The organism is Verrucomicrobiota bacterium (assembly GCA_038744685.1).
GTDB lineage: Bacteria > Verrucomicrobiota > Verrucomicrobiia > Opitutales > Puniceicoccaceae > Puniceicoccus.
The window spans coordinates 169698-194180 of sequence record JBCDMB010000003.1; the positions used below are offsets into that span (position 1 = coordinate 169698).

A 24483-nucleotide genomic window follows, 5' to 3' on the forward strand; every position below is an offset into this window, starting at 1 on the left:
CGCACTATCAATGATTCAGAAACCGTCTCGTATATTCACACACCTCCTTGCAGGGGCTTTGACCGCTTCAACGGTTCTCGGGCAGACCGCCAATCCCGAGCCGGAGCCCAAACCCCCGCTTCCTGAGCCAAAGGAAGAGGGGCCTACAACAGAACCCATTGACCAACCTGATCCGAAGGAGCATCACGAATTTGAGCCATTTACCGTTGCGGCATCCTCTCTCAACCTAACCGCACAGCAAACCGCCTCGAGCATTTCCGTATTCACTGGCGACGAGCTGCTTGACCCTAACTCCAGCCACCTCGAAGACCTCGTCCTCGACACGCCTAACCTTACCTTCGCAGGCGGCTCCTCCCGCGCGCGATTCTTTCAAATCCGCGGTATCGGGGAATACGATAACTTTATTGAACCCGTTACTCCTTCTGTTGGGCTGGTGATCGATGGGATCGACTTCAGCGGCTTCGGAAACATTGTTTCGCTCTTTGATGTGGAGCGCGTCGAAGTCCTTCGCGGCCCGCAAAGTGGACTCTACGGAACCCAAGCACTAGCCGGTCTTATCTATGTTGAATCCACTAATCCGACCGACTACTGGACGGGCCAAGCCGAGGGAACGATCGCAGAATACGATACCTACCGTGGTGGGGTCGCAGTCGGGGGGCCGCTTACAGCGATCGACGAGAACCTCACCATGCGGCTTTCGGTTTTCCAAAATACCTCCGACGGACCGACAGAGAATGCCTTCATTGGAAGAAATCGTGGCGCAGACGAAGATGAGTTTACATCCCGCCTAAAGCTCCATTGGGATCCCTCGGACACCTTCCGTCTTCGCGTAACAGGACTCTATAGCGACTTCCAAAACGGCTACGACAACTTCAGCTTGCGGTCCAACGAGGGCACCCGGACCGTCTACAGTGACTATCCGGGATCTGATAACCAACGTTCGAGAGCCCTCGCAGTCGAAGCGGGATTTGGACCTCTTGAAAAGGAGATCCTCTCTCGGACTACACTCCAGCGCACCAACACGACCTACAGCTTCGATGCGGATTGGCTCAACACCACGAACGATCCAGAGAACGTTTCCTTCTGGCAAAATGTCTGGGGAACCGACGGCCCACAGTCATGGTCGGAGAAATTCGATCGCGAAGCCGAACGCTATAAGCAGGAATTTCTTTACCTTCGCAACGAAGGCCCTGATACCACTCGCTACACCGTTGGTGTTGGTGGAGACTACATTGACCAGGATTCCAACGGAGAAACCAACTATGGAGTCCCTTTTTTCCGAAGGAACCGCTTCACCGAGACCCGGTTCTACACTTTTGGAGAAGTTCTTTATCCCTTAAACGAGAGGCATGAATTCGGAGGCACTCTTCGTTTGGAAGGGCGCCGCGTGGATCTGGAGGATGCCAACAATCCTTCCTTCGACGGAAGCACTGATGATGAAGAGTTTCTCTGGGGAGGGGATGTATCCTACCGCTACCTTTACACTGACGATCAATCCTTCTACGCGAAACTCTCACGCGGATACAAAGGCGGCGGAATCAACGCTGACCCAAACGCCCTCGAACTCTTCTACGAGGCAGAGACCCTCTATGCGGTCGAAGGAGGTTGGACCTACAACAAGCCCGATGGCACACTCGAAACCCGGATTTCTCTCTTTGCCTTCGACCGCGATGACCCACAGGTTCGCCGCTGGGAATTGGATCCCGGATTTAACTTTGTTCTCACACAAACCAACGCCGAACGTTCCTACGGGTATGGAGCCGAAGGAACAGTGGATTGGGTGGCGAGAGACTGGCTAAAGCTCGGAGGCTCGCTGGGACTGCTTCAGTCACGGATTGAGGCCAACAACATTCCCACTTTGGTAGACGGCCGTGACCAGGCTATGGCTCCGGCCTACACTTTCTCCGCTTACGCCGAAGTTCGACCCATTGATCCCGCGTTCGCTAGGGTTACCGTTCGAGGGCAAGATTCGGTCTACTACGATTCTTTCTTCAACGGCCGAGGAGATGCCTACCAGCTTGTAGATCTCTGGTTCGGGTATCAGCTGGGCGACTTCGAACTGAGTCTCTGGATCACCAACGTCTTTGATACCGACTACGGGACAAAAGCCCTTTACTTCGGCGACTACAACGACCCAACCTTTGATCCCAGTGCTCAATATGAAGAGCTTGGAGAGCCGCGGCAGGTCGGAGTGACCTTGCGCTATTTCTTTTAGAGGGGAGATCGTCGGTATTCGTTTTCCCAACTACCATTATTAACTGCTGGAAGTGTAGAATTCCAGCACGGGTGCGGGGAGACACTCCATTCAGGAGCGGCTGCTTCAGCTGCCGATCAAGTGGTTCAGGCAAGCATTCTATCGGCGACTGAAGTCGCCGCTCCTTGCACGGTCAAACTTTCCCAGCAAAGCAGGTGAGCCCTTCCACTACGAGATGTACAAATCTACCTTTTCTTACTACCACTTACTCAGACCTGATTCGTTCTTTCCTTGGTTTCTCGAAGCCGAGGTTCAGCCAACCTCTCTCTGTTGGCCGCCTTCTTCCTCATCTTATCGAAGTTGTACATGTTGAAGAAATGCATCGCTCCAAGGACCAGCATCACTACCCCTAATTTAGTGGTGGTATACTCAATCCCGGCCACTGCGTCTCTCGGGATTCTACCAGCGCTCAGAAACAGCAGGACGAACCCAATGTTAATCAAGTAGAACCCGACTACCAGCAGATGATTGACCGCGTCTGCTCTCTCTTCGTCGCCATGAAATGCATCGACAAGAAAAAGGCGTCCATTTCGGTGAAGCGTCCGGGCGACCCAAACCGTCATCAGAAGGCTGACGAAGAAGTAAGTGGCATAGACAATTATCGGTATCGTAGTATTCATTGGTTTTATCCTTTCGATTGTTCGTTAGATCAGGTCATCGAGTGCGTTCTCGATTACAGGATACTTAAACGTGAATCCGGCTTCCTGAAATCGTTTGGGGATGCAGCGCCTCCCAAGAAGGGCAAGCTCCGGCTCTGTCCGTAGAAAGAAACACCCGAATTTAACGAGGAACGTAGGCGCACGAGGCGCCCATGGCCTGCCTATCGCTCTCCGAAGTGCTTGCATGAAAATTTTGTTCCTCACAGGCCCGGGACCAGTAGCGTTGTAGAGTCCGGCAATCTCTTCGTGTTCGATAGCCCACTCATACATCCTGCAAAGATCATCGATGTGGATCCAGCTGTAGAACTGCTTGCCCGTTCCAACAGCTCCACCCAGAAAGAACCGACCGAGAAGCTTGAGCCGCTTAAGCGCTCCGCCATTGCGCCCCAGAACGAAACTGACTCGAAACAGGACCTTTCGGACGGGATCGACTCTCGCCCAGTTAAAGGCCTCTTCCCAAGCCCGCGCTACGCCAGGTGAGAAACCGTGTCCCTCAGGAGCCGTTTCATCACAAATCTCCTCTCCGGCATCCCCAAGAATTGCCGTAGTAGCCGTCTGAACCCAGACTTTTGGTGGAATTTTTGCTAGTTGAATTGCGCGTTCGAGCACACCGACAGAATCGATCCTCGAATCGTAAATTTTCCGCCGGTTTCGCTTATTGTATCGGCAATCAACGTTTCTACCCGTCAAATTGATGATCCCCCAAGCTCCATCTATTTGCCCAACCCAATCACCAATCGCCCTACCATCCCATCGCACGTAGTGGAGGCCATCCTCGTCGGACCTTTTTTGTCGAGTCAGAACCACCACCTCGTAGCCATTGTCGATGAAGTGGCGACTCAATGCCCGACCCATGAAACCCGTTCCCCCGGCTAGAACCACCCTTCTCCTATTCATAATCTTCTTATAGTTTCAATAGTTATTGAAACTTTGCAAGACTGTTTGTTCTTTTTCAACTTTTGCAAACTCAAATTTCGCCTAGAGGGCACTTCGATTAACCTCCTTTGGCTCGCGATTGCGGGAGAAAGGGAGCGGCTGCTTCAGCTGCCGCTCAAGTGGTTCAGGCAAGTCTCCTATCGGCGACTGAAGTCGCCGTTCCTTGGACGATAGTCAACGCACTAACCAATTACTTTGTATCCCGCTGCAATCAAGCCTCCTTCGTTCCTCACGAATCTTTTTTATGGAGAACTGGTAAACACTTCGATTACCATCCCGCTGAAAGCTCTTAGATTTTCTCAAGAGATGTATCCCCTCGATAGAATATGCAGTATTCTTTGTCCCTCCCCTACCAGTTAAATCTGGCCAGCCTACTGACGCAAAAACCATGAAAAGCACTTCTTTCCTTCTTTTTCTGTCGATCGCTTTGTCTGCTCTTTCCCTGTCCTTAGACGCGAACAGTTCGATCTTAAACAATGAGACGGGCATTATCCTACCTAAGGAGATTGCCGGGCTGAAGATCGGTGAGAAGCATGTCTATGATGAACCGGGTCTAGGGAAATCAGTGACGTATTCCGGGGATGGCGCTTACGCAACAGTCTACATATACAACAAGAACCGAACGGACCTGAAAGACGATCCCAACCATCAAGCTATCGTTGAGGAACTATCGGCAACTCTCGGCGAAATCAGAAAAGTAGAGGAACTAGGCATCTACGAAAACGTGGTATTCGGCAACTCTGCACGCAAATCGGGTAAAGACGGCACGTTTACATTTCTTTCAATGCCAATCAACTTTGACCAGGTTCTGGATTTCGACACAAGGGAGCCGATTGAGCGTAGACAACGAGTTTCTCTTGTGGGAGTCGGGCTTTTCGATGGGTCCTATGTAAAACTCAGATATAGCATTAGGAAGGGGAAGAACCTTGAAGAGCAGGAGAGAATCAGGGACGAGTTCGTCAATGACCTTGTGAATCTGGTGCTGATGGTAGAGATACGATCTCAGGTGGAAGGTTGGCTCACGGAATATATGGCTGATCCTCTTTCGGAGCGGGGTCGGGAGGTTATCGGAGGGATCGTCGCCTACGCGGAAAAGAGTCCTCTCATTCAGATTTACATTGATCCAGAGTCCATGCCGTGGCTCGAGGTTGATAACTACCCATACACGAGCGAGTTGTTGGGAGCCTACCTAGCGGGGCAGGTCAATGCTCAGCTACAGACAAAGATCTTCGAAAGTAATGAAGCGGCCGGAATGGGACAGGCTCTTGAGGTTTATCGCCTATTGAGGGAAAAGGATGAGGCGGCAACTCTTGACGATTTTGAGGAAAGGCTGAGCAGCACTCCAAACGTCGCAATCGAGCCGACCAAGGATACAAACGAGTAGAGCGTCCGTGATCTCTAATCAGTCCAACCTGCTCTTGGAGAGCGCCTTGTCACGCTCCTCCGAGCATCTCTATTGCGTGCGATCGTGCGGTCTTTGACCTTCGATCTCCAAGCATACGAGCGATCTCGTCGATCCTTTCATCTTGATTGGCAGAAAGGTCCTCAAGATGGACCAAAGAATCGTTTTCCGATTGGTCTTTCCTGACAACAAAGTGGCCATCGGCCAAGGCAGCAACCTGCGGCAAATGGGTGATCGTGAAAACTTGATTCTCTTTAGAGAGGCGCACCATTTCCCTGCCGATCTCCCGACCGACTTCTCCCCCAACATTGGCGTCAATTTCATCAAAGACCAGAACTGCCGTGCGGTCCACCGCAGCAAGAACGGTTTTCAGCGCCAAGGTCACACGAGCAATTTCTCCGCTTGAGGCCACTTTTGCCAGCGGTAAGGCACCTTGGCCGGCCGTCCCTGAAAAAAGGTATTCACAGACCGATGTTCCACGTTTGGACCAACGTTCGGTTGTTTCGACATCGACCCGGAAAGTGGGCCGTTTGAATCCCAGGCGCTTCAAGAGATCCGTAACTTTATCGGCTAAGGGCTTCGCCTCTGTTTTTCGTTTCTCTGTCAATTTCCTGCCAACCTCTTCTACCTCCACCCGGAGCTTCTGCTCTTCTTCGCGAAGTCTTCCAAGCGTGCCTTCTAAATCGCCCTGGGCAGCAATTCGCTCCTCCATCTCAGCACACTTTGCGAGAACCGTTTCCACCGAAGCCCCATGCTTTCGACGGATCCCCATCCATCGTTTCATATTCTCCTCCACCTCTTCGATCTCGTAGGGGTCGACCTCGAGGATTGACCGCAATCCGTTCAGGTCGGTAACGAAATCACTCAATTCAATCAGGAGGGCATCCAGTCGGTTTACCTGTGAACTCACCTTTTCCGGCACCAATTCCTGCAGCTTCAGTGCATAACGGTAGACTTCAGATAATCTCTCGGGAACACCATTCTCACCCGTCAGGGCTTCCTCGATACTCTCAAAGAACCCGTCGATCTCCCGTGCATGAGACACCCGCCGGAAGTCCGTTTCTAGTTTCTCTACCCACGCCTCGGAGAGAGAAAGACTTCGAATTTCGTCGATCTGGGACTGCAAGAAACTCATTTCATCCTCCGAAAGAACCGCTGTTCCTTCAACCGCCTCAATGCGCTTCCGGGTGTCCGTCCAACGACTGAAAATTCCTTCAAACTCTTGCCGCAGTGCACCGTTTCCCGCGAAGGCATCCAGCAGGTCGATCTGTTCGGCCTCATGGAACAGAGCAAGCGGGGCATCGGGTCCATGCAGTTCCAACCATGCCTCTCCAACCCCTGCTAACTGTGTGAGAGTGGATACCGTACCATTGATTTGAATCCGCTGCCCTCCTCCAGCCTGCATGCGGCGAATCAGAATCATCTCTCCATTCTCCAACGGTTCCAGACCTTGCCGCTCCAGTGCCTCGTTCACCCGCCGCGGATCCGAAAAAAACAGAACTGCCTGCACTTCACAGAATTCGGCCTCATCCCGAATCATTGAACGGTCCGCGCGCTGACCAGAGAGTAACGCTAAGGCACCCATCAAAAGGCTCTTTCCTGCTCCCGTTTCTCCCGTAACTGCCGTGAATCCCGCCTCACACTCCATCTCGACCGAATCGATTAAGGCGAGATTTTCGACTTTGAGAAATTGCAGCATTCAACCCTTCTTCGCAAAGACCCACCGAAACGGCAAACCGAAAGGGTGCATGCACTGAGGCGAGGGCAAAAAGGTAGGGCGCCGCGTTCCGCAAGCCGGGCCTATTTTGATCAAGACCCCTTTTTAATTTACCACCAGCGAGGATTGTAGAATCCTACGCCCTACCCCACGGCAACCATTAAATCCGAAGACGCCTCGTCTCCCAATTCCGGTAGTCCGGTCTGGATCTTTGCTCCGAGCAATCCCATCAAAGAGTATAGCCCAAAATAAGCTCGATTCACATAGAGACCGTGAGTCGATCCTCTGCCGGAACCGAGCCGCTTAATATCCGGATCATTTCCAGTCCTCTCCCCAAACTCGCGAATCTCTTCCATGTAACCCGGATCGCTAAAGTCGAAAGTTCCTTGCGCAAAGGGCCGGGACAGAAGCTCCACAGACTCTCCAAACATTCTCAGCAAAATCTCCCGGTCTTTTTCCGAATCGGAATCGAGTATCAACTCCAGTCGAAGAAGTGCCGCCGCCATCTCGTCAGTTCGACCGGCAATCCCCGGCTCGAGAAGCCGAAAATACGCGTTGTGGAAGTCTGCCGGAATCTCTTTGACGCACCCGAAATCCAAGACCCAGAGGTCGTCGCCATGAACCAAGAAATTCCCCGGATGGGGATCCGCATGAAAGGCTTTCAGCTCGTGAATCTGGAAGTGATAAAAATCCCACAAAGCCTGGCCAATCCGGTCACGGAGACCACCATCCTCGCAGGTCCTTGAGAACTGGTCGAGTGGAACCCCGTCGACCCAATCCATGGTGAGAACCCGGGCACCAGAGAGTCTCCGGTGATAGCCGGGGAAACGCACTGGAACTTCGTCCCTCGTTTTCTCAATGAGCTCAAGTGCTCGATTCAACTCCAGGTCGTAGTCGGTCTCCTCAACCAACCGTGCTTCCACCTCCTGGAGGTAAGGGTCAATTTCCCTTGCTGATAAATCAAAGATCTTCATCGCGAAAGGCCGGATGAGTCGCAAATCATTGCGAAGGCTTTCGGCAACGCCGGGGTACTGCACTTTCACCGCGAACTCCTTCCCGTCTAACCTCGCCTTGTGGACCTGACCGATCGACGCACCACTGACTGCGGCTTGGCTGAATTCATCAAACAAGTCGAGCGGATCTTTTCCGAACTCGCGGACAAAGGTCCTCTTCACTAAAGGGTAAGAGAGCGGAGGAGCCTGGTAGTGTGCCTTGGAAAACTCAGTCGCATACTCGGACGGAAGAAGAGCCGTATCAATACTGAGCATTTGGGCAATCTTTAGCGGCCCGCCCTTAAGCCTGCTAAGGGTTCCGTAAGTATCGCTCGCGTTTGCTCGATGGAGACCCTCACGATCGTCCTTTCCAGTAACGAGTTTCTTGGCATGGTACTTGGCATAGTTGCCGCCAATCTTAGCACCGGTTCCAATCAAAGCGGCAGCTCGCCCTACCTTGCCTTTCGGAATCGAAGTCTGTTCCTTCATGACTGGCGGCCTGAAAGAAAGCGGAAAAGATCAACTGCGGACTCTGCCAGATTGGCATCGGCGAGCTCAAAGAAAAGCCTCGTGGACTTTTCGACATAGGCATCCGTTCGCTCAAAACCTTTCGACTTGTCCTCAAGGGCAAACTTAATGATCGAGCGAAAGTGCGCGTAAAGGAGATTTGCTACGATCGTTTTTGCGTTAATCCGCTTCGCAATCGCACCGTCACGATTCTCCTGCGCGACCTCATTCGCCCACTCCATGAAGGATCTCCGAAATCCCTGTAGAAAAAGCGGATCCCGCGAGGGATACTCCCTTGGAAACCGCGCCAGATACCAAGACCTCTGTCCCATAATCGCCTCCAAAAAAGTGTAGAAGAAAGCGAGGGACTTTTGGTGAGGTGAGTAGTCAGCATAATCCTTGTCACCGTTCAAAGTATCACGCACAAATCGGATCCGCTCTGCCCAAATTTCGGACTCGAGCGCCTCAAGCGAAGAGAACTCCTTAAAAAACTCCGACTCTTCGATGCCAATTTTTGAACAAAAAGCGTAGACCGAAGCTGGCGGTTCCCCTTCTTCAAGAACGTGGATACGATAGGCCTCGATCCACCCCTCAACCGGACTGACATTTTCCTCGCTCATCATTGAACCAAAGAACCAAAAACCCAATTACTCAAATGTTGGGGTGGGTTTGGGTCCAAAGATAGCGAACCTTACCTCCCAACTCGAAACCTCCAAAGTTAAGAAAAGAGATTGTTCAAAGTTCAGCGTTGGAAGTTTCAAGTTGAACGTTCGCGATCTCTTCGCCCACCAAATGTGGGCTCCTTCGCTAGAAGGAATCCTCTACTTCCACCACTACCTCCTTCAACCGATCCAGAAGCTCTTGCCGCCGATCCAGTTCCGAACTCATCCAACCAAACCGTTCGTCACGAAAGAGGAACTGCGCCGTTTTCAACGACTCCTCACAAACCCCCAGAGCATCTTCCAGTGTATCAACGAGACGTCCAGATACTCTCTTCATTTTGCTTCTGTAAGGCATTCCCGAGTAATTGAGGGCCGAGAACTTTGCTACGTCCTTATTGTGATCCTCAGCCACTTCTGCGAGCTCTTTCGAATCAATCGTCCCCACCATTACCCGAGTGAACGGGTCCCCGAGAATCTGACTTGTGAGTGCGACACCCTCGTCAAACACTGCGGTTGAATTATTGAACACCTTGTAAGTTTCCACGAATTCGTCGCGGGATACCTTGCGGAAGTCGATCTCCCGATCAAGGCGAAGCGCAAAGCGGCGAGGCTTTTCGTAACGGGTGTCTTCCATGGTGGCATCAGAGGAGTACTCTCCAAACTTGACGAAAGCGGACACCCCAATGGCCTCGCCTTCTTCATTCAAGACCGGCCCTCCGGAGTTTCCAGAAACGATCTCTGACGAGACCTCGATCGTCAGCGGAGAAATTCCCAGAATTTCACCATCGTCCCGTGTGATTACTCCCGTCCCCTGGCTGTTTCCAAAAACCCGGATCGCGTCACCCGTTTTACCGCTCTCCGCTAATTTTAGACCGCGTTCTACAGTCGTCACAAACCGAGCCAAATCACGGTCGACCGCGAGCTCCAGATCACCCAGCGGTACTTGTTCCCCATTGATATCGAAAGCATTCAAATTTACGGCATCACCAATCACATGCTGGTTGGTGTAGACCCAGACTCGACCCATTTCCTGCACCAGAAACCCACTTCCGCGCCCAGTGGGTGTCTCTAAGACGAGCACAGCATTGTCTGGCTCTGGAACCATAATTTCAGGCGGTACCCACAGCCGCATCCGTTCGCGGTCTTCCTCGATGAAACGGTCCAAAGGAATCAAAAACTCACGCCCGTCTTTCCTTTCTATTCGAACGCTGTCGCCATCTCGAAAAACGATACGACCCTCAAGGACACGGCCGTCAATTGATGTCCACTCTTGAAAGACACCCTCCTCGCCAAGTGAGTAGGAATAAGAGGTGAGGACAAACACAAGGGGTACGAGCCAGTGTTTCAGGCTTCCGATAAACCTCAGTTGTTCCGTCACGCTCGAAAGACTAGGTAGGATTCCCTCCGCCGCAAGACTGAAGGAAAACTACTTGCCCAAGAGAGAGTATTCTTTCGGCCAAAACCTGTTTTTCACAGCATTTCCTCCATTTTGTGACATTTAAGACACACATTTGATTGAGGATTGCCCGTTCGGATTTCGACCGCTTCGATCCGCTCAGCTAGCCCAAATCTCGGCAAGCGAAACAAAACAAATAAACCCAGAACATGAAAAACAAAACGAAGATCCTCGGTATTCTAACCGCAGGTGCGTTATTAGGAGCTTCCTCAAGTGCATTTGCGGACGAGCAGCTTCTCGATGTGTTGGTCTCCAACGGGTTCATTACCGAAGCTCAGGCGGAAAGCATGAAAGGTTCATCCGACAAAGATGCCGTTTATGTAACTCCCAAACGCTCGGATGTGAAAAAGTTGGCCATCCGCGGACGCGCTCAGTGGCAATTTGGCTACGTCTCACCCGATTCTGATATCGAAGGCGCGCCCACAAACGACTACAGCACTTTTGAGATCCGCCGCCTCCGTATCGGCACCCAAGGTGCACTCTTCCAAAACTTGTCGTTCGACATTCGCGCAAACGTCCTTCCGGAAGGAGCGGATCTCGATACCGCTGAACTGGTCTATACCGGCCTTGAAGGAATCGATATTGGCGTTGGAAAGACAAAACCAGCAATCGGTATGGAAGAGTCAACTTCGTCGACAGATATCCTCACGGTTGAACGTTCTTACCCGGCGAACTTTTTCGCAGTCGATAAGAATGTGGGGATCTGGGCAGAGGGAGATGCCGGCCCGGTTGGGCTGAACGTCGGAATCTTCAACGGGGAAAACGAGAACGAAAACGCTCTAGATTCGGACAATGACTCTCACTTCCTTTACATCCTACGCGCAGGATTTGATGCCGGTGACTATCTTCCTGACGATATGGAAGGCGGAATCTTCTTCGAAACCGTCCAGAACCAAGACAACGACAGCGAAGAGGCTTATCAGTTTGAGCAAGCTTACTCAATCGGTGCTGAAATTGAGGTTGGTCCTTTCGGTTTGATGGGTAACTACCTTTGGGGAACTCTCACTGAGGACGACAATGACGTATTCGGATTCGTTGTCATGCCTTGGTTCTACGTGACCGAAAAGTTACAGCTGGTTGCACAGTACAACTATCTTGAGTCCGACGAGGGCAACGCCATCGGCGTTCAGTCGCGCTACATTGGACGGGCTGCGATTGACGACCAGAGCGATGTAGACGCTGACGAAGGGAATGAGTGGCAGGCTGTATACCTTGGTGCGAATTATTATATTGCCGGAAACAACTTGAAGCTTATGGGCGGTGTTGAGTGGGCAGAACTCACCAACACTGACGACGTGACCGCTGTCGAAGCGATTACCGTTTACGGTGCGCTGCGGATGCGCTTCTAAAGAGATTCAATTCTGCCGATCAGTTGGATAAACCCACGGCGGGCCGGTGAAAGCCGGTCCGCCTTTTTCTTAAAAAGATCGAACAAAGCACGTTGCGATGGCTCTGAGTCCGTTTCCAGGGCACTTCGACCCAACCCATTGTTATCCCGAATTCAGGATTACTTCTTTGCTTCAACTGCCCACTGATAGACGTTTTCGTAGTCTTTGGCAGAGCTTGCCCACGAAGCATCCCGCTTCATCCCATTCTCCTGCAGGGTTTTAATTTCCTCAGGGGCGTGTTTCCAAAGAGTGGTAGCTTCCAGAATCTTTTCGAGCAACGGTCGAGGATGGGGATCGTCGAAGAGAAAGCCGGTCGCTCCATCCGTTCGATAGGGAACTACCGTATCCGCAAGGCCTCCAGTCCTTCGAACGACTGGTATCGTTCCATATCGCATCGCATACTGCTGCCCAAGTCCGCAGGGCTCAAATCGGCTTGGCATGATAAAGAAATCGCTCCCAGCGATGATTTCGTGAGCAAGTGCCTCATCGAATCCAATCGTTGCAGAGATCAGACCCGGGTGGCGTGAGGCTGCTTCCTGAAAACAGCGTTCCTCCCATGCTTCTCCCGAACCTAGGATCGCCAGTTGCATTCTTCCTTGATCGACCATCCGCTCCACTACAGAGGCCAAGAGATCAAGACCTTTTTGATGGAACAGGCGGGAGACCACGCCGAACAAAGGGATGTCGTCCCTGAGCTCGAGTCCCAATCGCCTTTGGAGCAACGCTTTCAAACGGCGTTTGCCAGTAAGATCTTCAAAAGAAAAGTAGTGATCTTTGAGAAATGGGTCCACCTCAGGGTTCCAAACTTCGGTATCTATCCCATTGAGGACACCGATTAAATCACCTCCCTTAAACCGGAGGACGGAATCCAGTCCAAATCCTCCTTCGGGTGATCGGATTTCCTCCGCATAAGTCGGACTTACCGTCGTGATTTTGGTCGCGTGATAAAGCCCACCTTTCATCCAGTTCATCCCACCATAGGATTCGAGCCCATCCTCCCTAAATACAGACTCAGGGAGCCCAGTGTAGGGAAACACCGAGTAAGGAAAATGGCCTTGGTGCTCAAGGCTATGTATCGTCAATACGGAGGCAGTCCTTGCCAACGGAATCCCCCGATAAAGTGTGTTGAGATAAACCGGGACGAGGCAGGTAGTCCAATCGTGGCAATGCACCACGTCCGGGATCCACCCGAGAAACGAACAAATCTCCAACGAGGCCCTTGCGAAGAACGCGAACCTCTCGCCGTTATCCTCATGAGCACCCCAGGGACCGTGGTAAACTTCTCCCCTCGCAAAGAACTGCTCGTACTCGATGAAGTAGAGCGGCACTTGCCCCCGATCATCCAGAAAGGTCTCCCAAACTGCTGCATAGTGGGTTTCGAAGCCACTCGGAACAAAGAGTATCCCATCCCTCCTGTTCCAACTTGACTCTACCGATAGGCCTCCATGGCGAGGACAAACGACCCTTACATCGTGACCCAAAGCGGCCAACGCCTTTGGAAGTGCACCCACAACGTCAGCCAGACCACCCTCTTTAATAAAAGGGCTGACCTCCGGAGAGATCATTAGGATTCTCATGCTTACGTTTTAGGCTGCTCCGAGGAAGTGGGATCCTTTCCATCGTCAGGATCATCTTCCGTAAACGTTTCGAGGTTCAACCTCAGGTTGAAAAGCGGAAGAAGGATCAAGAGACCGACACAGGTAAAGCCTAGAACTGCATAGCCTGTCACATCATGGACCGTTCCTGCAATCGCGTCGGAACCGTACAAATGTGCCCAAGTAGTGAGAAAGAGGCTGCGGAAAATGTTCATGATGAACGCGAACAACATCGCACAGGCGACCAACAGAATTTTCTTCCACCACTTATTCAGAAAGACCGCAGCGAGGAACGACCCTGCAAACAAGCACGCCATCAAAGAACGAATACCGGAACAGGCTTCTTCTACACCAACCCGCCCTTTTTCGAGTATCAGCACATTTCCCTGACGTTCTAATGGAATGCCGAGTATATCGAAGGTGTTGAACACTATAATTGTCACCTTATTCAAAAGGAAAAGGCTCACCCGGCGTTCCGCAAAATCAAACATGGGGATCGAGAGTGCCCATATCAAGGCAGGGAATACGAAGAGGCCGGCAAAAAGGAAACGCTGCTTGGCCGAGACTGTCGTTCCCGGCTCGCGGTTCAGCCAACCTGCTCCGACAAAAGCGATTGAAAGACAGGTCGCGGCAAAACCATAGGCGAGAGCTTGTCCTCCGGGGACCAGAGGATTATTTGCAATCGCCTGAAGGAATCCACCGAGAAAAAATAGACCCAGCCCTGCAAAAGCAGTGCACCACGCCAAGAAAACCAAAATGACCGATATCGGTGCTTCTTTGCTTGGAACTGGAGAACAAACCTCACCATTCCACTCCCGTTTAAGGAGAAAAGCGCGGATCCTCGGCCACCTTTCATACACCACGTAACCAACGAAAAAAGGAACAATGAACCCAAAACTGTAGTCTTCCCGATCGGCCCACCATTTGAACTGGTCAAAAACCAGGTAGACTGCCATCGCGATCAAAAGAACCCCCGTGCTGCGCAGATAAAGCGGAAGCAGCGATAGAGAACGATCAGGAGTATTTAAAGCTTTCATTGGAAAAACCGTAAACGATCAAAATCCTGACAAATCGCGTCGAAGACAAGACCGGAACCAGTCGGATTTTCGTTATCGATATTAAAGTCGGGCTTTAAAAAGAAACCTCTGGGTAGGGCGTAGTCCCGCGGACGCGGGACAAGCCGGGCGACTCGAAAACAAATCCCCGTTTCTGGTTCAACCATCGCGGCTTGTCCCGATGAATCGGGACTACGCCCTTCCCAAACGCGACAAAACAAAAAGCTAGCCATTGAATGACCAAGAGTATCGACTCGTCTACTGAAGATTATGGTTCGCTACATCATTCCTCACTCATTACCGGGAGAGCGGGAAAGGCTGGAAATGTTTGCTTCCATGCTCGATACGAACCTCTTCTTTCGACTGGGAGAGATCGGCGTAAAGCCCGGATGGAAATGTCTTGAAGCCGGGGCCGGCATTGGAACCGTCTCACAATGGCTTTCCGAGCAGGTTGGGCCGAAAGGCGAGGTCACGGTCTCTGATCTCGACACCAAATTCATCAATGAACTCGCTGGAGGGAATCTCAAGGTGCGCCAGCTTGACCTGCAGACTGATTTCCTCGGAGAGGGTTACGACCTGATCGTGACTAGGAATTGCCTTCATCACCTTCCGATGCGCTACGATATCATCTCGCGGATGGCAGAAGCCCTGAATCCGGGCGGATGGCTCGTCCTCGAAGAACCGGACTTTTATCCAGTCCACACTACGCTAAATTCGGCGGTCCAATCGTTCTGGACTGGGTTTCTCGAATGGTCTGAGAATCGAAGCGTCGACTACAAAATCGGGCGTCGGTTAGGTCCGTGGTTGAGCGAGCAGGGATTGGTCGATATTTCCGTCAATGGAGACACCAAAACCTTTCAGGGCGGCTCCGATCTCTCCAAGTTCTGGATTCAGACCTACACCGAGCTGAAATCCCAACTTCTATCAACAGGGTTTTTGTCCGAAGAGGTCTTCGACGCTGCCATGGCACATTTCTCCGACCCAAAAGCCTGGGTGACCCAGTGCAGCTTTGTGATTGGAGCAGGAAAGAAGCGGTCTTCCTAAATTCTTTGCTTACCGCTTACACCGAAGACGACGTCTCCTGACGGAAAGTAAGCTCCTTCTCGTCGGGATCCACATCGATCTGGATCGGTTCTCCGGTTTTGATCGAGCCAGCGAGAATAGACTCAGCGAGGCCGTCCTCAATATGGCGCTCGATTGCACGCCGAAGCGGTCGGGCCCCGTATTTCTCATCGTAGCCCTCCTCGAGTAGGAAGTCTTTCGCTGCGTCAGAGAGCTCAAAGGTAATCCCCCGGTCAGCCAACCGCTTCGATACCGCTCCGAGCTCTAGATCTACGATCGCCCTCATGTGCGCTCGATCCAAAGGCTGAAAGATGATCAGCTCATTCAAACGGTTCAAAAACTCGGGCTTAAACAACCGTTTCGTTTCATCAAGAATCCGGTCGCGTGCCTTTTCGAAGTCTGCAGTTGTGTCCTCCGAACCAAAACCCATTGAAGAGTTCTTCTGGAGAATCTCCGCACCCACGTTTGAGGTCATAATCAAAATCGTGTTTCTGAAGTCGACCTTTCGGCCAAGGCTATCTGTGAGTCGACCCTCTTCCAAGACCTGCAACAGAAGCTGGACCACATCCGGGTGCGCTTTTTCGATTTCGTCTAGTAGAATCACTGAATAGGGACGACGGCGGATCGCCTCGGTAAGCTGCCCTCCTTCTTCATAACCGACGTAACCCGGAGGAGACCCGATCAACCGTGAAACAGAGAACTTCTCCATATATTCCGACATATCCACTTGGATGATCGCATCCGAGCTTCCAAACATGGATTCCGCAAGAGTCTTAGCGAGGTGAGTCTTTCCCACACCCGTCGGCCCGAGGAACATAAACGAGCCTATTGGGCGGCGAGGATCCTTAAGGTCTGCACGAGAACGTCTCAACGCCCGCGAGATCGCAACGGTGGCAGGGTCCTGACCGATCACCTGCTCCTGTAGGTCTTTCTCCAAATGAAGAAGTTTCGCACTGTCCTTCTCCTCCATCCGAGTGAGAGGGATCCCCGTCCAATCCGAAACGACGTGAAGGATGTCATCCTCTCCAACGGTAATCTGCTGCTCCTCCCGGCTCTTTTTCCACTCTTCAAGCTTCTCCTCACGTTCCTTGCGGAGGCGCTTTTCTTCATCGCGAAAACGAGCTGCGTCCTCAAAGTTTTGTGCACTAATGGCCTCTTCCTTCCGGGTGCACACTCCTTCGATCCGGTCTGAGAATTCTTCGATTTCCGGAGGTCTTTTCAATGAGTTGATCCGTGCCCTCGCCCCGGACTCGTCAATCACGTCGATTGCCTTGTCTGGCAGAAACCGTCCAGTGATGTATCGGTCTGAAAGCTTGGTCGCTGTTTCGATCGCCTCATCTGTGAACTCGACCTTATGGTGCTCCTCGTACTTGACCCGGATCCCCTTCAGAATCTCGATGGAATCCTCAAGCGAAGGTGGGTCGACCTTTACCGACTGAAAGCGCCGATCAAGGGCACTGTCTTTCTCGATGTGTTTCCGGTACTCGGCAAGGGTGGTTGCACCAATGCACTGAAGCTCTCCACGGCTCAGTGCTGGCTTAAAGATGTTCGATGCATCCATAGCCCCTTCAGCGGCACCGGCGCCGACTATTGTGTGGAGCTCGTCAATAAACAGAATGATGTTACCGCATTTCCGGATCTCGTCCATCACTGCCTTGATCCGTTCTTCAAACTGGCCGCGGTATTTTGTCCCGGCTACCATCAGAGCAAGATCGAGGGTGATCACCTTCTTATCGAGGATGATCTCGGGTACTACGCCTGAGGAGATCTCCTGTGCCAAGCCCTCTACAATCGCGGTCTTCCCAACACCGGCTTCACCAATCAAAACCGGATTGTTTTTCGTCCTGCGGCACAGAATCTGAATGACCCGTCGGATTTCCTTTTCCCGACCTATGACGGGGTCGAGCTCTCCTTTTTTCGCCATCTCGGTCAGGTCTCGTCCAAAAGACTTCAGCGCTGGGGTTTTTACCTCCTTGCGGTCTTCCTGCGGGTTGCTTCCGACACCTGCCGGTTCGCCTCCAGCCTCTGGGTTGTCACTAAAGTTGGGGTCCAATTCGATCAGAATCTCATTCCGGCAGCGCTCAATATCCACGTCGAGTGATCTGAGAACCCGCGCGGCGACTCCGTCCCCTTCTCGCAGCAGTCCAAGCAAAATGTGCTCGGTTCCAACGTAACTGTGGTTGAGAGCCTTTGCCTCTTTGTTCGCAAGGGCTAGAACCTGCTTTACCCTCGGGGTATACGGAATGTTGCCGGTCGGTTTCGTCTCAGGACCTGTCCCCACTTGCTTCTCCACCGCACTGCGGACCGTGTCTAGACTCAAACCGAGCTTCTGCAGAACGTTCACCGCAACACCCTGTCCCAAATTGATCAGCCCAAGCAAAAGATGTTCCGTCCCCACATAGGTGTGGTGAAAACGATCTGCTTCCTTCCGCGCCAAAGCCAAAACCTGCTGCGCTCGAGGAGTGAAATTATTCATTGGCTCCATGAGTATCTTCTTATGTCTAGTTTCGTGTGAGTCAAAAGATTAGAATTCTTTGTCTCATGAGGTCAGGATGACGCCGCATCAAAGTCTGGTTCCGGGACCTCTGCAAATACGTTTCTCACTGAAGAAGCGCGAAGCGAATCTCTGGCTCCAGACCCCAGTTCTGACTCCGCAAGGTATTGGACATGAGCTGGTTGTGTCTCAATGAAAAGACGGTCGACTGAGAAACGAGTCTCCTCCGGAAACATTCCAAAGTCAGTTCCAAGACGAATGAGGGACAAAAGACTCATACCTTCACCGGAGCTTAAAAGATGCCCGTTCCGAAGAATTCCGTACGCCCTGCCAATCCTGTCAAGAATGCGGTTTCTATCGGTCTGGAGGAGGCGGATCCTCGCATTCTCTTCCTGGACACGCACCGTTTTCAAAACGTTTCGCAAGCGTTTGAGAATAGTCTCTTCCGCTTCGCCAAGCGTTTGTTGGTTAGAGATCTGAAACACGCTTCCCGAAGCGTCAGAGCCTTCTCCCAACCAACCGCGAACGACCAAGCCGATCTGGTTCACCGCACGGATCACTTTCTCCATGTTTTTCGTAATCACCAGCCCAGGTAGATGCATCATCACTGAAGCCCGCAGCCCCGTTCCCACATTAGACGGACATGCAGTCAAAAATCCCAGCTTGTCCGAAAAGGCGTAGTCAAGGCGCTCTTCCAAAGAGTCATCCAGGGAATTGATGAGCGTCCAGACCTTATCGAGATGAAAACCCGCGAGCATGGACTGAACTCGCAAATGGTCTTCCTCATTGATCATGACCGAGCAAGATTGATCCTTGTTGATTACAACCCCTGCTCCCGAATCCGAATCAATCAGCTCGCGGCTTACCAGATGGCGCTCCACGAGAATCTTTTTCTCCATCTCAGACAGGTCGCCCATCCGCAGAAGAAACGGCGACTCCATTCCATCAGCCCTCGGGATCGCTTCACTACAAATCTCAAAGACCTGTTCCCGGGCCTCGGGATCGGAGTGGTTGGGAAAAGAAAAACCAGCCAAATTACGCGCCAGCCGAATCCTTGTCATCAAAATGATCGGATCTGAAGACGTTGGCTGCCTCGTTAACTCGGCGTCCGTTTGTATCAATGAATCAATCTTCAGCTTCATCTAATTCTCCTCTCTCCAATCGTCTCAGTCGATCCCGATGAACCGCTGCATCTTCAAACCGTTCTTCTCGCACAGCGGACTCAAGCTCTTTTCGAGCCTCCGTCTTCAAACGCCCCGAAACAAGATCCTTTTCCCCATTAGCCGGTGCCTTGCCAGAGTGAACGAGCCCTGCTTGGATCTTTCGGAGAATATCAGGCACCACTTCTTCAAACGCATCATAACACTCCGGGCATCCAAAACGACCCGCTTTGTGAAATTGCTCGTCGTCGCAGCCGCACTGTGGGCACACGTGTTCGCCTCCCAGCTCAACCGGGGTTGCCGCAGATACTTCCTCGGCAAGTTTAGCAAACGGTTCCAAGTCGAAATCCGCGGCCATGCTATCCTTGAACTGGCAGTCCTCACAGAGGTCCACCTTCTTGATCTCTCCCCCTACAATTTGGGTAAGGTGAATGGTAGCGGTCTTCTCGCAGTGGATACACTTTTTTGCCTTTGCCATCTCTAAAAATCTACACGTTCGTGGTTCTCTTCAACTATCCGTTTCTGGAGCCTTTCGTCTAACGAGCAGAGCGTAACGGTAGAGCCCAGAAACCGTTTGTCCGGTTTCCCTCTCCGTTTTTTTGAGCGAACGACTGACCTTTTTTTTCCACGCCCGCAAGATAGTGCCACTTGTAAACGGGTCAAATGCGGGTGCCGTCTCCAAGAACACGCTCGTGGAAAGCGGCCAGCAGCTTCATCGTCAAATCGCCTGGTTCGCCAGTCCCAATCACCCGCGAATCCACCTCAACAACCGGGACAATTTCCGCCGCCGTCCCCGACACGAAACACTCGTCCGCCACCCAGACATCGTATCGTGTCAAATTCTTCTTTTCGATCTTGTATCCGAGGTCAGCAGCAATTTCCAAAACGACATCGCGTGTAATTCCCCGCAGGCTACCAGCAGCCGTATGAGGGGTCACCAGAACATCGCTCTGAAAAAGAAATAGGTTATCCCCGCTGCACTCGGCAACATAACCCTGCTCGTTGAGCATCAAGGCTTCCAGGTAGCCCATCGACTGCGCTTCAATCTTCGCGAGAATATTGTTCAGGTAGTTGAGGGACTTGATCATCGGTGGAAGGCCTGCGCCACTGGAACGACGAGTGGGAACCGTGATAATTTTCAGACCTTCTTCGTAATACTTAGCGGGAAACAACTCGATGCTATCGGCAATAATCACCAATCCCGAAGGACCACATCCATTGGGAGAGAGCCCAAGCGACCCAACTCCCCTCGTTACGATCAACCGGATGTAACCATCTGTAAGGCCATTGATCCGGCAACACTCGCAAACCAACTCACTCAGTTCACTCCGCGAAACCGGCACTTCGAGTAACAAAGCCTTAGCGGACTGCTCGAGGCGAACCAAGTGCTCTTCGAGTTTGAATACATTGCCTTGGTAGAGCCGAATCCCCTCAAAAACACCATCTCCGTAGAGAAAGCCATGGTCAAAGACCGAAACCTTTGCGTCTTCTTTCTCAACGAAGTCGCCGTTCAAATAAATCTTCATCTGCCAGCGGTATGAGGGACCATTTTGTTCATGTCGATGCGAAATCACTCAACGAGTAATGGTAGGAGATTCCCAAAATAAAATGGAAATGCCAACGACTCGTACCGAAACTCCAACGATCAATCCGAGTCCATCACTCCTGGGTGATCAAGAGAGATGAAGAATGGGTCCATGCGGTCGAACACCAAAGTTGTTAGCCCGCTAATGGAGTAGAACACACCTGGGATTCGATACCGGGATCGAAATCGGGTTTCGAGAGCATTCGATAGCGATACCGATTTCGATCTTTGCGATCATGATTTTTATAAGGCGCGATTTAATAAGTGGTCGACGGTTAGAGCTTTCCGAACGGTGCACGGGAAGCCTGTAGGGAAAAACCAATAACGAAGAATCGCATCTCTCCACTCATCCCCCGTGGCACAAATTAGGAGGAACGGATGCTTTTGTTGAATCATTCTTCACGAAAATCCTACACAGAAGAAGTAAATCTTATAGTCTAATGACCCTCAATGGCCTAGCCAGATAGGCCCAAATTTGGGATCTATTTCGTCCATAGACATCCAAGAATCCTCCTGAAAGTCTTTCAAAATAGCTCCTACGATCCTTTTTTAGCCGTTGAGATTACGTCTCATTCAAGAGCGCCTCTCAACCAGCCCCCAAGCCGCTTCTAGCGTGAGATCAAGTCTCATTTAAGAGGCCCTTATTTTACTCAAAATTCGAAGAAAAAAATTAACAGCTAGATCACTTTGCAGTTTATTTAAGTCTTTATACAGATCTCTCCTAACACTGTTGTTCTACAACGTTTTCCGTCATGTCTATACCAGCGTTTCTGACCTCCTCGCTCGCGAAGAAATTCGTGATGGCGCTCACTGGACTCATTCTCGTGGGTTTCGTGTTCGGACACATGCTGGGCAACCTCCAGGTTTTCGGTCCTCCGGAAGCGATCAACAAATACGCTTATTTCCTCCACAAAGTCCTTCCGTGGGAGTTTTTGCTGGTGGTCAGATTTGTTCTTCTGGCTGCCGTACTTCTTCACATCGGATCAGCGGTCCTTCTGGTAATCGAAAACCGGCGAGCCCGCCCCGAGACCTATGAACGTCAGAGATACATGAAGGCCTCGTTTGCAGCCCGAACGATGAAATACTCAGGTGTCGTTGTCTTGGCATTCATCATATTTCATCTGTTACACTTCACAGTCCAAAACATAGATCCGGCTTACAAAAACCTCCGGTTTGATCTCGACGGGAAGGACACTCAGGATGTTTACGCGATGCTTATCTTTGGGTTCTCCAATGTATGGGTGGCTTGCTTCTATGTGGTGGCAATGGCTCTTCTCTGCTGGCACTTGAGCCACGGTGTCTCGAGCATGTTTCAAACGCTTGGCCTGAGAAACGAGATTTGGAGGACCCGCCTCAACCAGATTGCTGTCGCATTCGGGCTGATCGTTTTTGCAGGCTTTGTTGCGATCCCGATTAGTTCTCTTATATCGTGGTATGGCGGTCCTGACATCGTCTACGGCTCCGAGGTACGTTCCGCCACGGAGGCTTGGAATGGTACAGAACCAATCTACGTCTCCTATCCGACATCTTCTCACTAACTCTGACATTTCACCAACATCCATGGATCTCAACGCAAACATACCGGAAGGACCTCTGGCCGAGAAGTGGACCAGTCACAAAACAAAGATCAAGCTGGTTAATCCCGCAAACCGGCGGAAGTATCATGTCATCATTGTAGGGTCTGGCCTGGCTGGAGCGTCTGCTGCGGCCTCGATGGCAGAGATGGGTTACAACGTCAGCTGCTTTTGCTACCAGGACAGTCCCCGGCGAGCGCACAGTATCGCCGCTCAAGGGGGCATCAATGCAGCAAAAAATTATCAAAACGACGGGGATAGTGTCTATCGTCTGTTCTACGATACGATCAAGGGAGGCGACTTCCGCTCGAGAGAGGCAAACGTCTACCGCCTGGCCGAAGTGTCCGGCAACATCATTGACCAGTGCGTCGCCCAAGGAGTTCCTTTCGCCAGAGAATACGGAGGTCTCCTTGCAAACCGATCCTTCGGTGGTGCCCAGGTGAGCCGCACTTTTTACGCAAGAGGGCAGACGGGCCAGCAACTTCTCATCGGAGCCTACCATCAGCTGAGCCGCCAGATCGGTCTCGGACAGGTCAAGATGTATAACCGTCACGAAATGCTCGACGTTGTCATGGTAGACGGACACGCCAAAGGGATCATCACCCGCAATCTTGTAAACGGAAAAATAGATCGCTTCGCAGGAGACTGTGTCGTCCTGTGCACCGGCGGATACGGAAACGTGTTTTTCCTCTCGACCAATGCGCAAGGCTGTAATGTAACCGCAGCCTTTCGAGCCTACCGTCGAGGTGCGGGTTTCGCGAATCCTTGCTACACCCAAATCCATCCGACTTGCATCCCAGTGCACGGTGACCAGCAGTCCAAACTCACATTGATGTCGGAATCGCTCCGAAACGACGGGCGTGTCTGGGCTCCTAAAGACAGAGAAACGGCAAAGAAAATTCGCGAAGGAGAACTTCATCCAGGGGAGGTTCCAGAAGAGGATCGTGACTATTACCTCGAAAGGAAGTACCCCTCTTTTGGAAACCTTGCTCCACGCGACATCTCTTCCCGGGCAGCAAAAGAAGCTTGTGATGACGGTCGAGGAATCGCCTCCACCGGTTTAGGGGTATTTTTAGACTTCCGGGACGCGATCGAGCGTTTCGGCAAGAAAACGATCTCAGAACGGTACGGCAACCTGTTTGACATGTACCAGTGCATCACCGGCGACGACCCTTACACGACGCCAATGATGATCTATCCTGCAGTCCACTACACCATGGGGGGGCTGTGGGTTGACTACAACTTGGAGAGCAACCTCCCAGGGCTTTTTGTGGCTGGGGAAGCGAACTTTTCTGACCACGGAGCCAATCGACTGGGCGCCTCCGCCTTAATGCAGGGCCTCGCAGACGGGTATTTCGTTCTTCCATACACAGTGGGGGACTACCTCGGCAGACAGGGCCTCGCGGCAGCCGGAAAAGTCACTATCGACGCTCCTGAGTTCGATCAAACCGAAGCTGAAGTTCGTGCTCGCATCGACAAGTTGATGTCGATCCAGGGAACTGAGAGCCCCCGGAGTTTTCACAAAAGACTAGGAGACATTATCTGGTCCGAGTGCGGAATGGCCCGCAGCAAAGAGGGCCTCGAAAAGGCCATCCGGCAAGTCCAAGAGCTCCGCAAAGAGTTCTGGGAAAACGTGCGGGTCGTCGGAGAACCCAATGAAATCAATCAAGAACTTGAGAGAGCAGGCCGGGTCGCTGACTTCATCGACTTTGGAGAGCTGATGTGCCGGGATGCATTGATGCGGGAAGAGTCCTGTGGAGGGCATTTCCGCGTAGAGCACCAGTACACCGAGCAGGACGAAATCGTTCAGTCCGGCTACCTCTCTGCAGGAGAAGCGAAACGCGATGACGATGACTTTGCCTTCGTAGGAGTGTGGGAATTCAACGGGGATGGAGTAGAGCCCTCACTGCACAAAGAAGCACTCGAATACGAAGAGGTGAAATTTGTAACCCGCAGCTATGTGTAGTTCCAATGGATAAGACAGG

Annotated in this window: 19 protein-coding genes; 6 read left to right on the forward strand and 13 right to left on the reverse strand. The window is 51.8% G+C overall.

All coding sequences use genetic code 11. The annotated features are described in order from the left end of the window. Positions 1 to 10: 10 nt before the first annotated feature. Positions 11 to 2215 (forward strand): TonB-dependent receptor, encoded by a 2205-nt coding sequence (locus AAGJ81_03180; GenBank protein MEM0965141.1) that lies wholly within the window; start codon positions 11 to 13, stop codon positions 2213 to 2215. 248 nt (positions 2216 to 2463) lie between these two features. Here AAGJ81_03180 and AAGJ81_03185 read toward each other — a convergent pair whose 3' ends face one another. Together AAGJ81_03185 and AAGJ81_03190 are read right to left on the reverse strand one after the other, a co-directional pair. Beyond that, positions 2464 to 2874, reverse strand: a complete 411-nt coding sequence (locus AAGJ81_03185; protein MEM0965142.1) for a hypothetical protein — start codon at positions 2872 to 2874, stop codon at positions 2464 to 2466. A 24-nt stretch (positions 2875 to 2898) separates the two neighbouring features. Then, positions 2899 to 3810, reverse strand: coding sequence for a TIGR01777 family oxidoreductase (locus AAGJ81_03190; GenBank protein MEM0965143.1), 912 nt, complete (start codon positions 3808 to 3810; stop codon positions 2899 to 2901). 427 nt (positions 3811 to 4237) lie between these two features. Here AAGJ81_03190 and AAGJ81_03195 point away from each other — a divergent pair, with 427 nt between their 5' ends. Then, entirely contained in the window at positions 4238 to 5233 is a 996-nt protein-coding gene (locus tag AAGJ81_03195) for a hypothetical protein (protein ID MEM0965144.1), read from the forward strand. Positions 5234 to 5282: 49 nt separating this feature from the next. Here the strand turns inward: AAGJ81_03195 and AAGJ81_03200 are convergent, their stop codons facing one another. The 4 genes from AAGJ81_03200 to AAGJ81_03215 form a co-directional block, all read right to left on the reverse strand. Continuing rightward, positions 5283 to 6950: a DNA repair protein RecN gene (locus AAGJ81_03200; protein ID MEM0965145.1), complete on the reverse strand. Its 1668-nt coding sequence runs from the start codon at positions 6948 to 6950 to the stop codon at positions 5283 to 5285. 161 nt (positions 6951 to 7111) lie between these two features. Then, entirely contained in the window at positions 7112 to 8449 is a 1338-nt protein-coding gene (locus AAGJ81_03205) for an AarF/ABC1/UbiB kinase family protein (GenBank protein ID MEM0965146.1), read from the reverse strand. Continuing rightward, positions 8446 to 9090, reverse strand: coding sequence for a hypothetical protein (locus AAGJ81_03210; GenBank protein MEM0965147.1), 645 nt, complete (start codon positions 9088 to 9090; stop codon positions 8446 to 8448). Before AAGJ81_03210 ends, AAGJ81_03205 begins: the two co-directional genes overlap by 4 nt. 184 nt (positions 9091 to 9274) lie before the next feature. Continuing rightward, positions 9275 to 10507 carry a serine protease gene (locus tag AAGJ81_03215; protein ID MEM0965148.1) on the reverse strand — a complete coding sequence of 411 codons (1233 nt, stop codon included), beginning with the start codon at positions 10505 to 10507 and terminating at the stop codon, positions 9275 to 9277. A gap of 227 nt (positions 10508 to 10734) precedes the next feature. On the opposite strand from AAGJ81_03215, the gene AAGJ81_03220 reads away from it, so the two are divergent. Continuing rightward, the gene (locus AAGJ81_03220) at positions 10735 to 11934 is read left to right on the forward strand and encodes a porin (protein MEM0965149.1); all 1200 of its coding nucleotides are present in this window, start codon (positions 10735 to 10737) and stop codon (positions 11932 to 11934) included. 158 nt (positions 11935 to 12092) lie between these two features. On the opposite strand, the gene glgA is transcribed toward AAGJ81_03220, so the two are convergent. The 3 genes from glgA to AAGJ81_03235 are packed head-to-tail and all read right to left on the reverse strand — an operon-like array spanning position 12093 to position 14856. Continuing rightward, positions 12093 to 13550: a glycogen synthase GlgA gene (gene glgA / locus AAGJ81_03225; protein ID MEM0965150.1), complete on the reverse strand. Its 1458-nt coding sequence runs from the start codon at positions 13548 to 13550 to the stop codon at positions 12093 to 12095. Positions 13551 to 13552: 2 nt separating this feature from the next. Beyond that, a complete protein-coding gene (locus tag AAGJ81_03230) occupies positions 13553 to 14605 on the reverse strand; it encodes an exosortase/archaeosortase family protein (GenBank protein ID MEM0965151.1) in 1053 nt (350 codons plus the stop codon). Beyond that, positions 14602 to 14856, reverse strand: coding sequence for a hypothetical protein (locus AAGJ81_03235; GenBank protein MEM0965152.1), 255 nt, complete (start codon positions 14854 to 14856; stop codon positions 14602 to 14604). Before AAGJ81_03235 ends, AAGJ81_03230 begins: the two co-directional genes overlap by 4 nt. Positions 14857 to 14893: 37 nt before the next feature. On the opposite strand from AAGJ81_03235, the gene AAGJ81_03240 reads away from it, so the two are divergent. Beyond that, positions 14894 to 15667 (forward strand): class I SAM-dependent methyltransferase, encoded by a 774-nt coding sequence (locus AAGJ81_03240; protein ID MEM0965153.1) that lies wholly within the window; start codon positions 14894 to 14896, stop codon positions 15665 to 15667. A 16-nt stretch (positions 15668 to 15683) separates the two neighbouring features. Here the strand turns inward: AAGJ81_03240 and AAGJ81_03245 are convergent, their stop codons facing one another. The 4 genes from AAGJ81_03245 to ilvE all read right to left on the reverse strand — a co-directional run bounded on the left by AAGJ81_03245 (position 15684) and on the right by ilvE (position 20865). Then, positions 15684 to 18170 carry an ATP-dependent Clp protease ATP-binding subunit gene (locus AAGJ81_03245; protein MEM0965154.1) on the reverse strand — a complete coding sequence of 829 codons (2487 nt, stop codon included), beginning with the start codon at positions 18168 to 18170 and terminating at the stop codon, positions 15684 to 15686. A 62-nt stretch (positions 18171 to 18232) separates the two neighbouring features. Continuing rightward, on the reverse strand, positions 18233 to 19321 hold the full coding sequence (locus AAGJ81_03250) for a protein arginine kinase (protein ID MEM0965155.1): 1089 nt from the start codon (positions 19319 to 19321) through the stop codon (positions 18233 to 18235). Beyond that, positions 19305 to 19817, reverse strand: a complete 513-nt coding sequence (locus AAGJ81_03255) for a UvrB/UvrC motif-containing protein (GenBank protein ID MEM0965156.1) — start codon at positions 19815 to 19817, stop codon at positions 19305 to 19307. The genes AAGJ81_03250 and AAGJ81_03255 overlap by 17 nt, the downstream gene beginning before the upstream one ends. A gap of 181 nt (positions 19818 to 19998) precedes the next feature. Beyond that, positions 19999 to 20865, reverse strand: coding sequence for a branched-chain-amino-acid transaminase (gene ilvE, locus AAGJ81_03260; GenBank protein ID MEM0965157.1), 867 nt, complete (start codon positions 20863 to 20865; stop codon positions 19999 to 20001). Positions 20866 to 21676: 811 nt separating this feature from the next. On the opposite strand from ilvE, the gene AAGJ81_03265 reads away from it, so the two are divergent. Further along, a complete protein-coding gene (locus tag AAGJ81_03265; protein MEM0965158.1) occupies positions 21677 to 22462 on the forward strand; it encodes a succinate dehydrogenase cytochrome b subunit in 786 nt (261 codons plus the stop codon). Between the two features lie 22 nt (positions 22463 to 22484). Further along, positions 22485 to 24464, forward strand: a complete 1980-nt coding sequence (locus AAGJ81_03270) for a fumarate reductase/succinate dehydrogenase flavoprotein subunit (protein MEM0965159.1) — start codon at positions 22485 to 22487, stop codon at positions 24462 to 24464. Positions 24465 to 24483: the final 19 nt, after the last annotated feature.

What these genes read in the sequence shown, in the direction of transcription:
- AAGJ81_03180 (MEM0965141.1), top strand. Translation starts at nt 11, where the DNA reads ATGATTCAGAAACCGTCTCGTATATTCACACACCTCCTTGCAGGGGCT.
- AAGJ81_03185 (MEM0965142.1), bottom strand. Translation starts at nt 2,874, where the DNA reads ATGAATACTACGATACCGATAATTGTCTATGCCACTTACTTCTTCGTC.
- AAGJ81_03190 (MEM0965143.1), bottom strand. Translation starts at nt 3,810, where the DNA reads ATGAATAGGAGAAGGGTGGTTCTAGCCGGGGGAACGGGTTTCATGGGT.
- AAGJ81_03195 (MEM0965144.1), top strand. Translation starts at nt 4,238, where the DNA reads ATGAAAAGCACTTCTTTCCTTCTTTTTCTGTCGATCGCTTTGTCTGCT.
- AAGJ81_03200 (MEM0965145.1), bottom strand. Translation starts at nt 6,950, where the DNA reads ATGCTGCAATTTCTCAAAGTCGAAAATCTCGCCTTAATCGATTCGGTC.
- AAGJ81_03205 (MEM0965146.1), bottom strand. Translation starts at nt 8,449, where the DNA reads ATGAAGGAACAGACTTCGATTCCGAAAGGCAAGGTAGGGCGAGCTGCC.
- AAGJ81_03210 (MEM0965147.1), bottom strand. Translation starts at nt 9,090, where the DNA reads ATGATGAGCGAGGAAAATGTCAGTCCGGTTGAGGGGTGGATCGAGGCC.
- AAGJ81_03220 (MEM0965149.1), top strand. Translation starts at nt 10,735, where the DNA reads ATGAAAAACAAAACGAAGATCCTCGGTATTCTAACCGCAGGTGCGTTA.
- glgA (MEM0965150.1), bottom strand. Translation starts at nt 13,550, where the DNA reads ATGAGAATCCTAATGATCTCTCCGGAGGTCAGCCCTTTTATTAAAGAG.
- AAGJ81_03230 (MEM0965151.1), bottom strand. Translation starts at nt 14,605, where the DNA reads ATGAAAGCTTTAAATACTCCTGATCGTTCTCTATCGCTGCTTCCGCTT.
- AAGJ81_03235 (MEM0965152.1), bottom strand. Translation starts at nt 14,856, where the DNA reads ATGGCTAGCTTTTTGTTTTGTCGCGTTTGGGAAGGGCGTAGTCCCGAT.
- AAGJ81_03240 (MEM0965153.1), top strand. Translation starts at nt 14,894, where the DNA reads ATGGTTCGCTACATCATTCCTCACTCATTACCGGGAGAGCGGGAAAGG.
- AAGJ81_03245 (MEM0965154.1), bottom strand. Translation starts at nt 18,170, where the DNA reads ATGGAGCCAATGAATAATTTCACTCCTCGAGCGCAGCAGGTTTTGGCT.
- AAGJ81_03250 (MEM0965155.1), bottom strand. Translation starts at nt 19,321, where the DNA reads ATGAAGCTGAAGATTGATTCATTGATACAAACGGACGCCGAGTTAACG.
- AAGJ81_03255 (MEM0965156.1), bottom strand. Translation starts at nt 19,817, where the DNA reads ATGGCAAAGGCAAAAAAGTGTATCCACTGCGAGAAGACCGCTACCATT.
- ilvE (MEM0965157.1), bottom strand. Translation starts at nt 20,865, where the DNA reads ATGAAGATTTATTTGAACGGCGACTTCGTTGAGAAAGAAGACGCAAAG.
- AAGJ81_03265 (MEM0965158.1), top strand. Translation starts at nt 21,677, where the DNA reads ATGTCTATACCAGCGTTTCTGACCTCCTCGCTCGCGAAGAAATTCGTG.
- AAGJ81_03270 (MEM0965159.1), top strand. Translation starts at nt 22,485, where the DNA reads ATGGATCTCAACGCAAACATACCGGAAGGACCTCTGGCCGAGAAGTGG.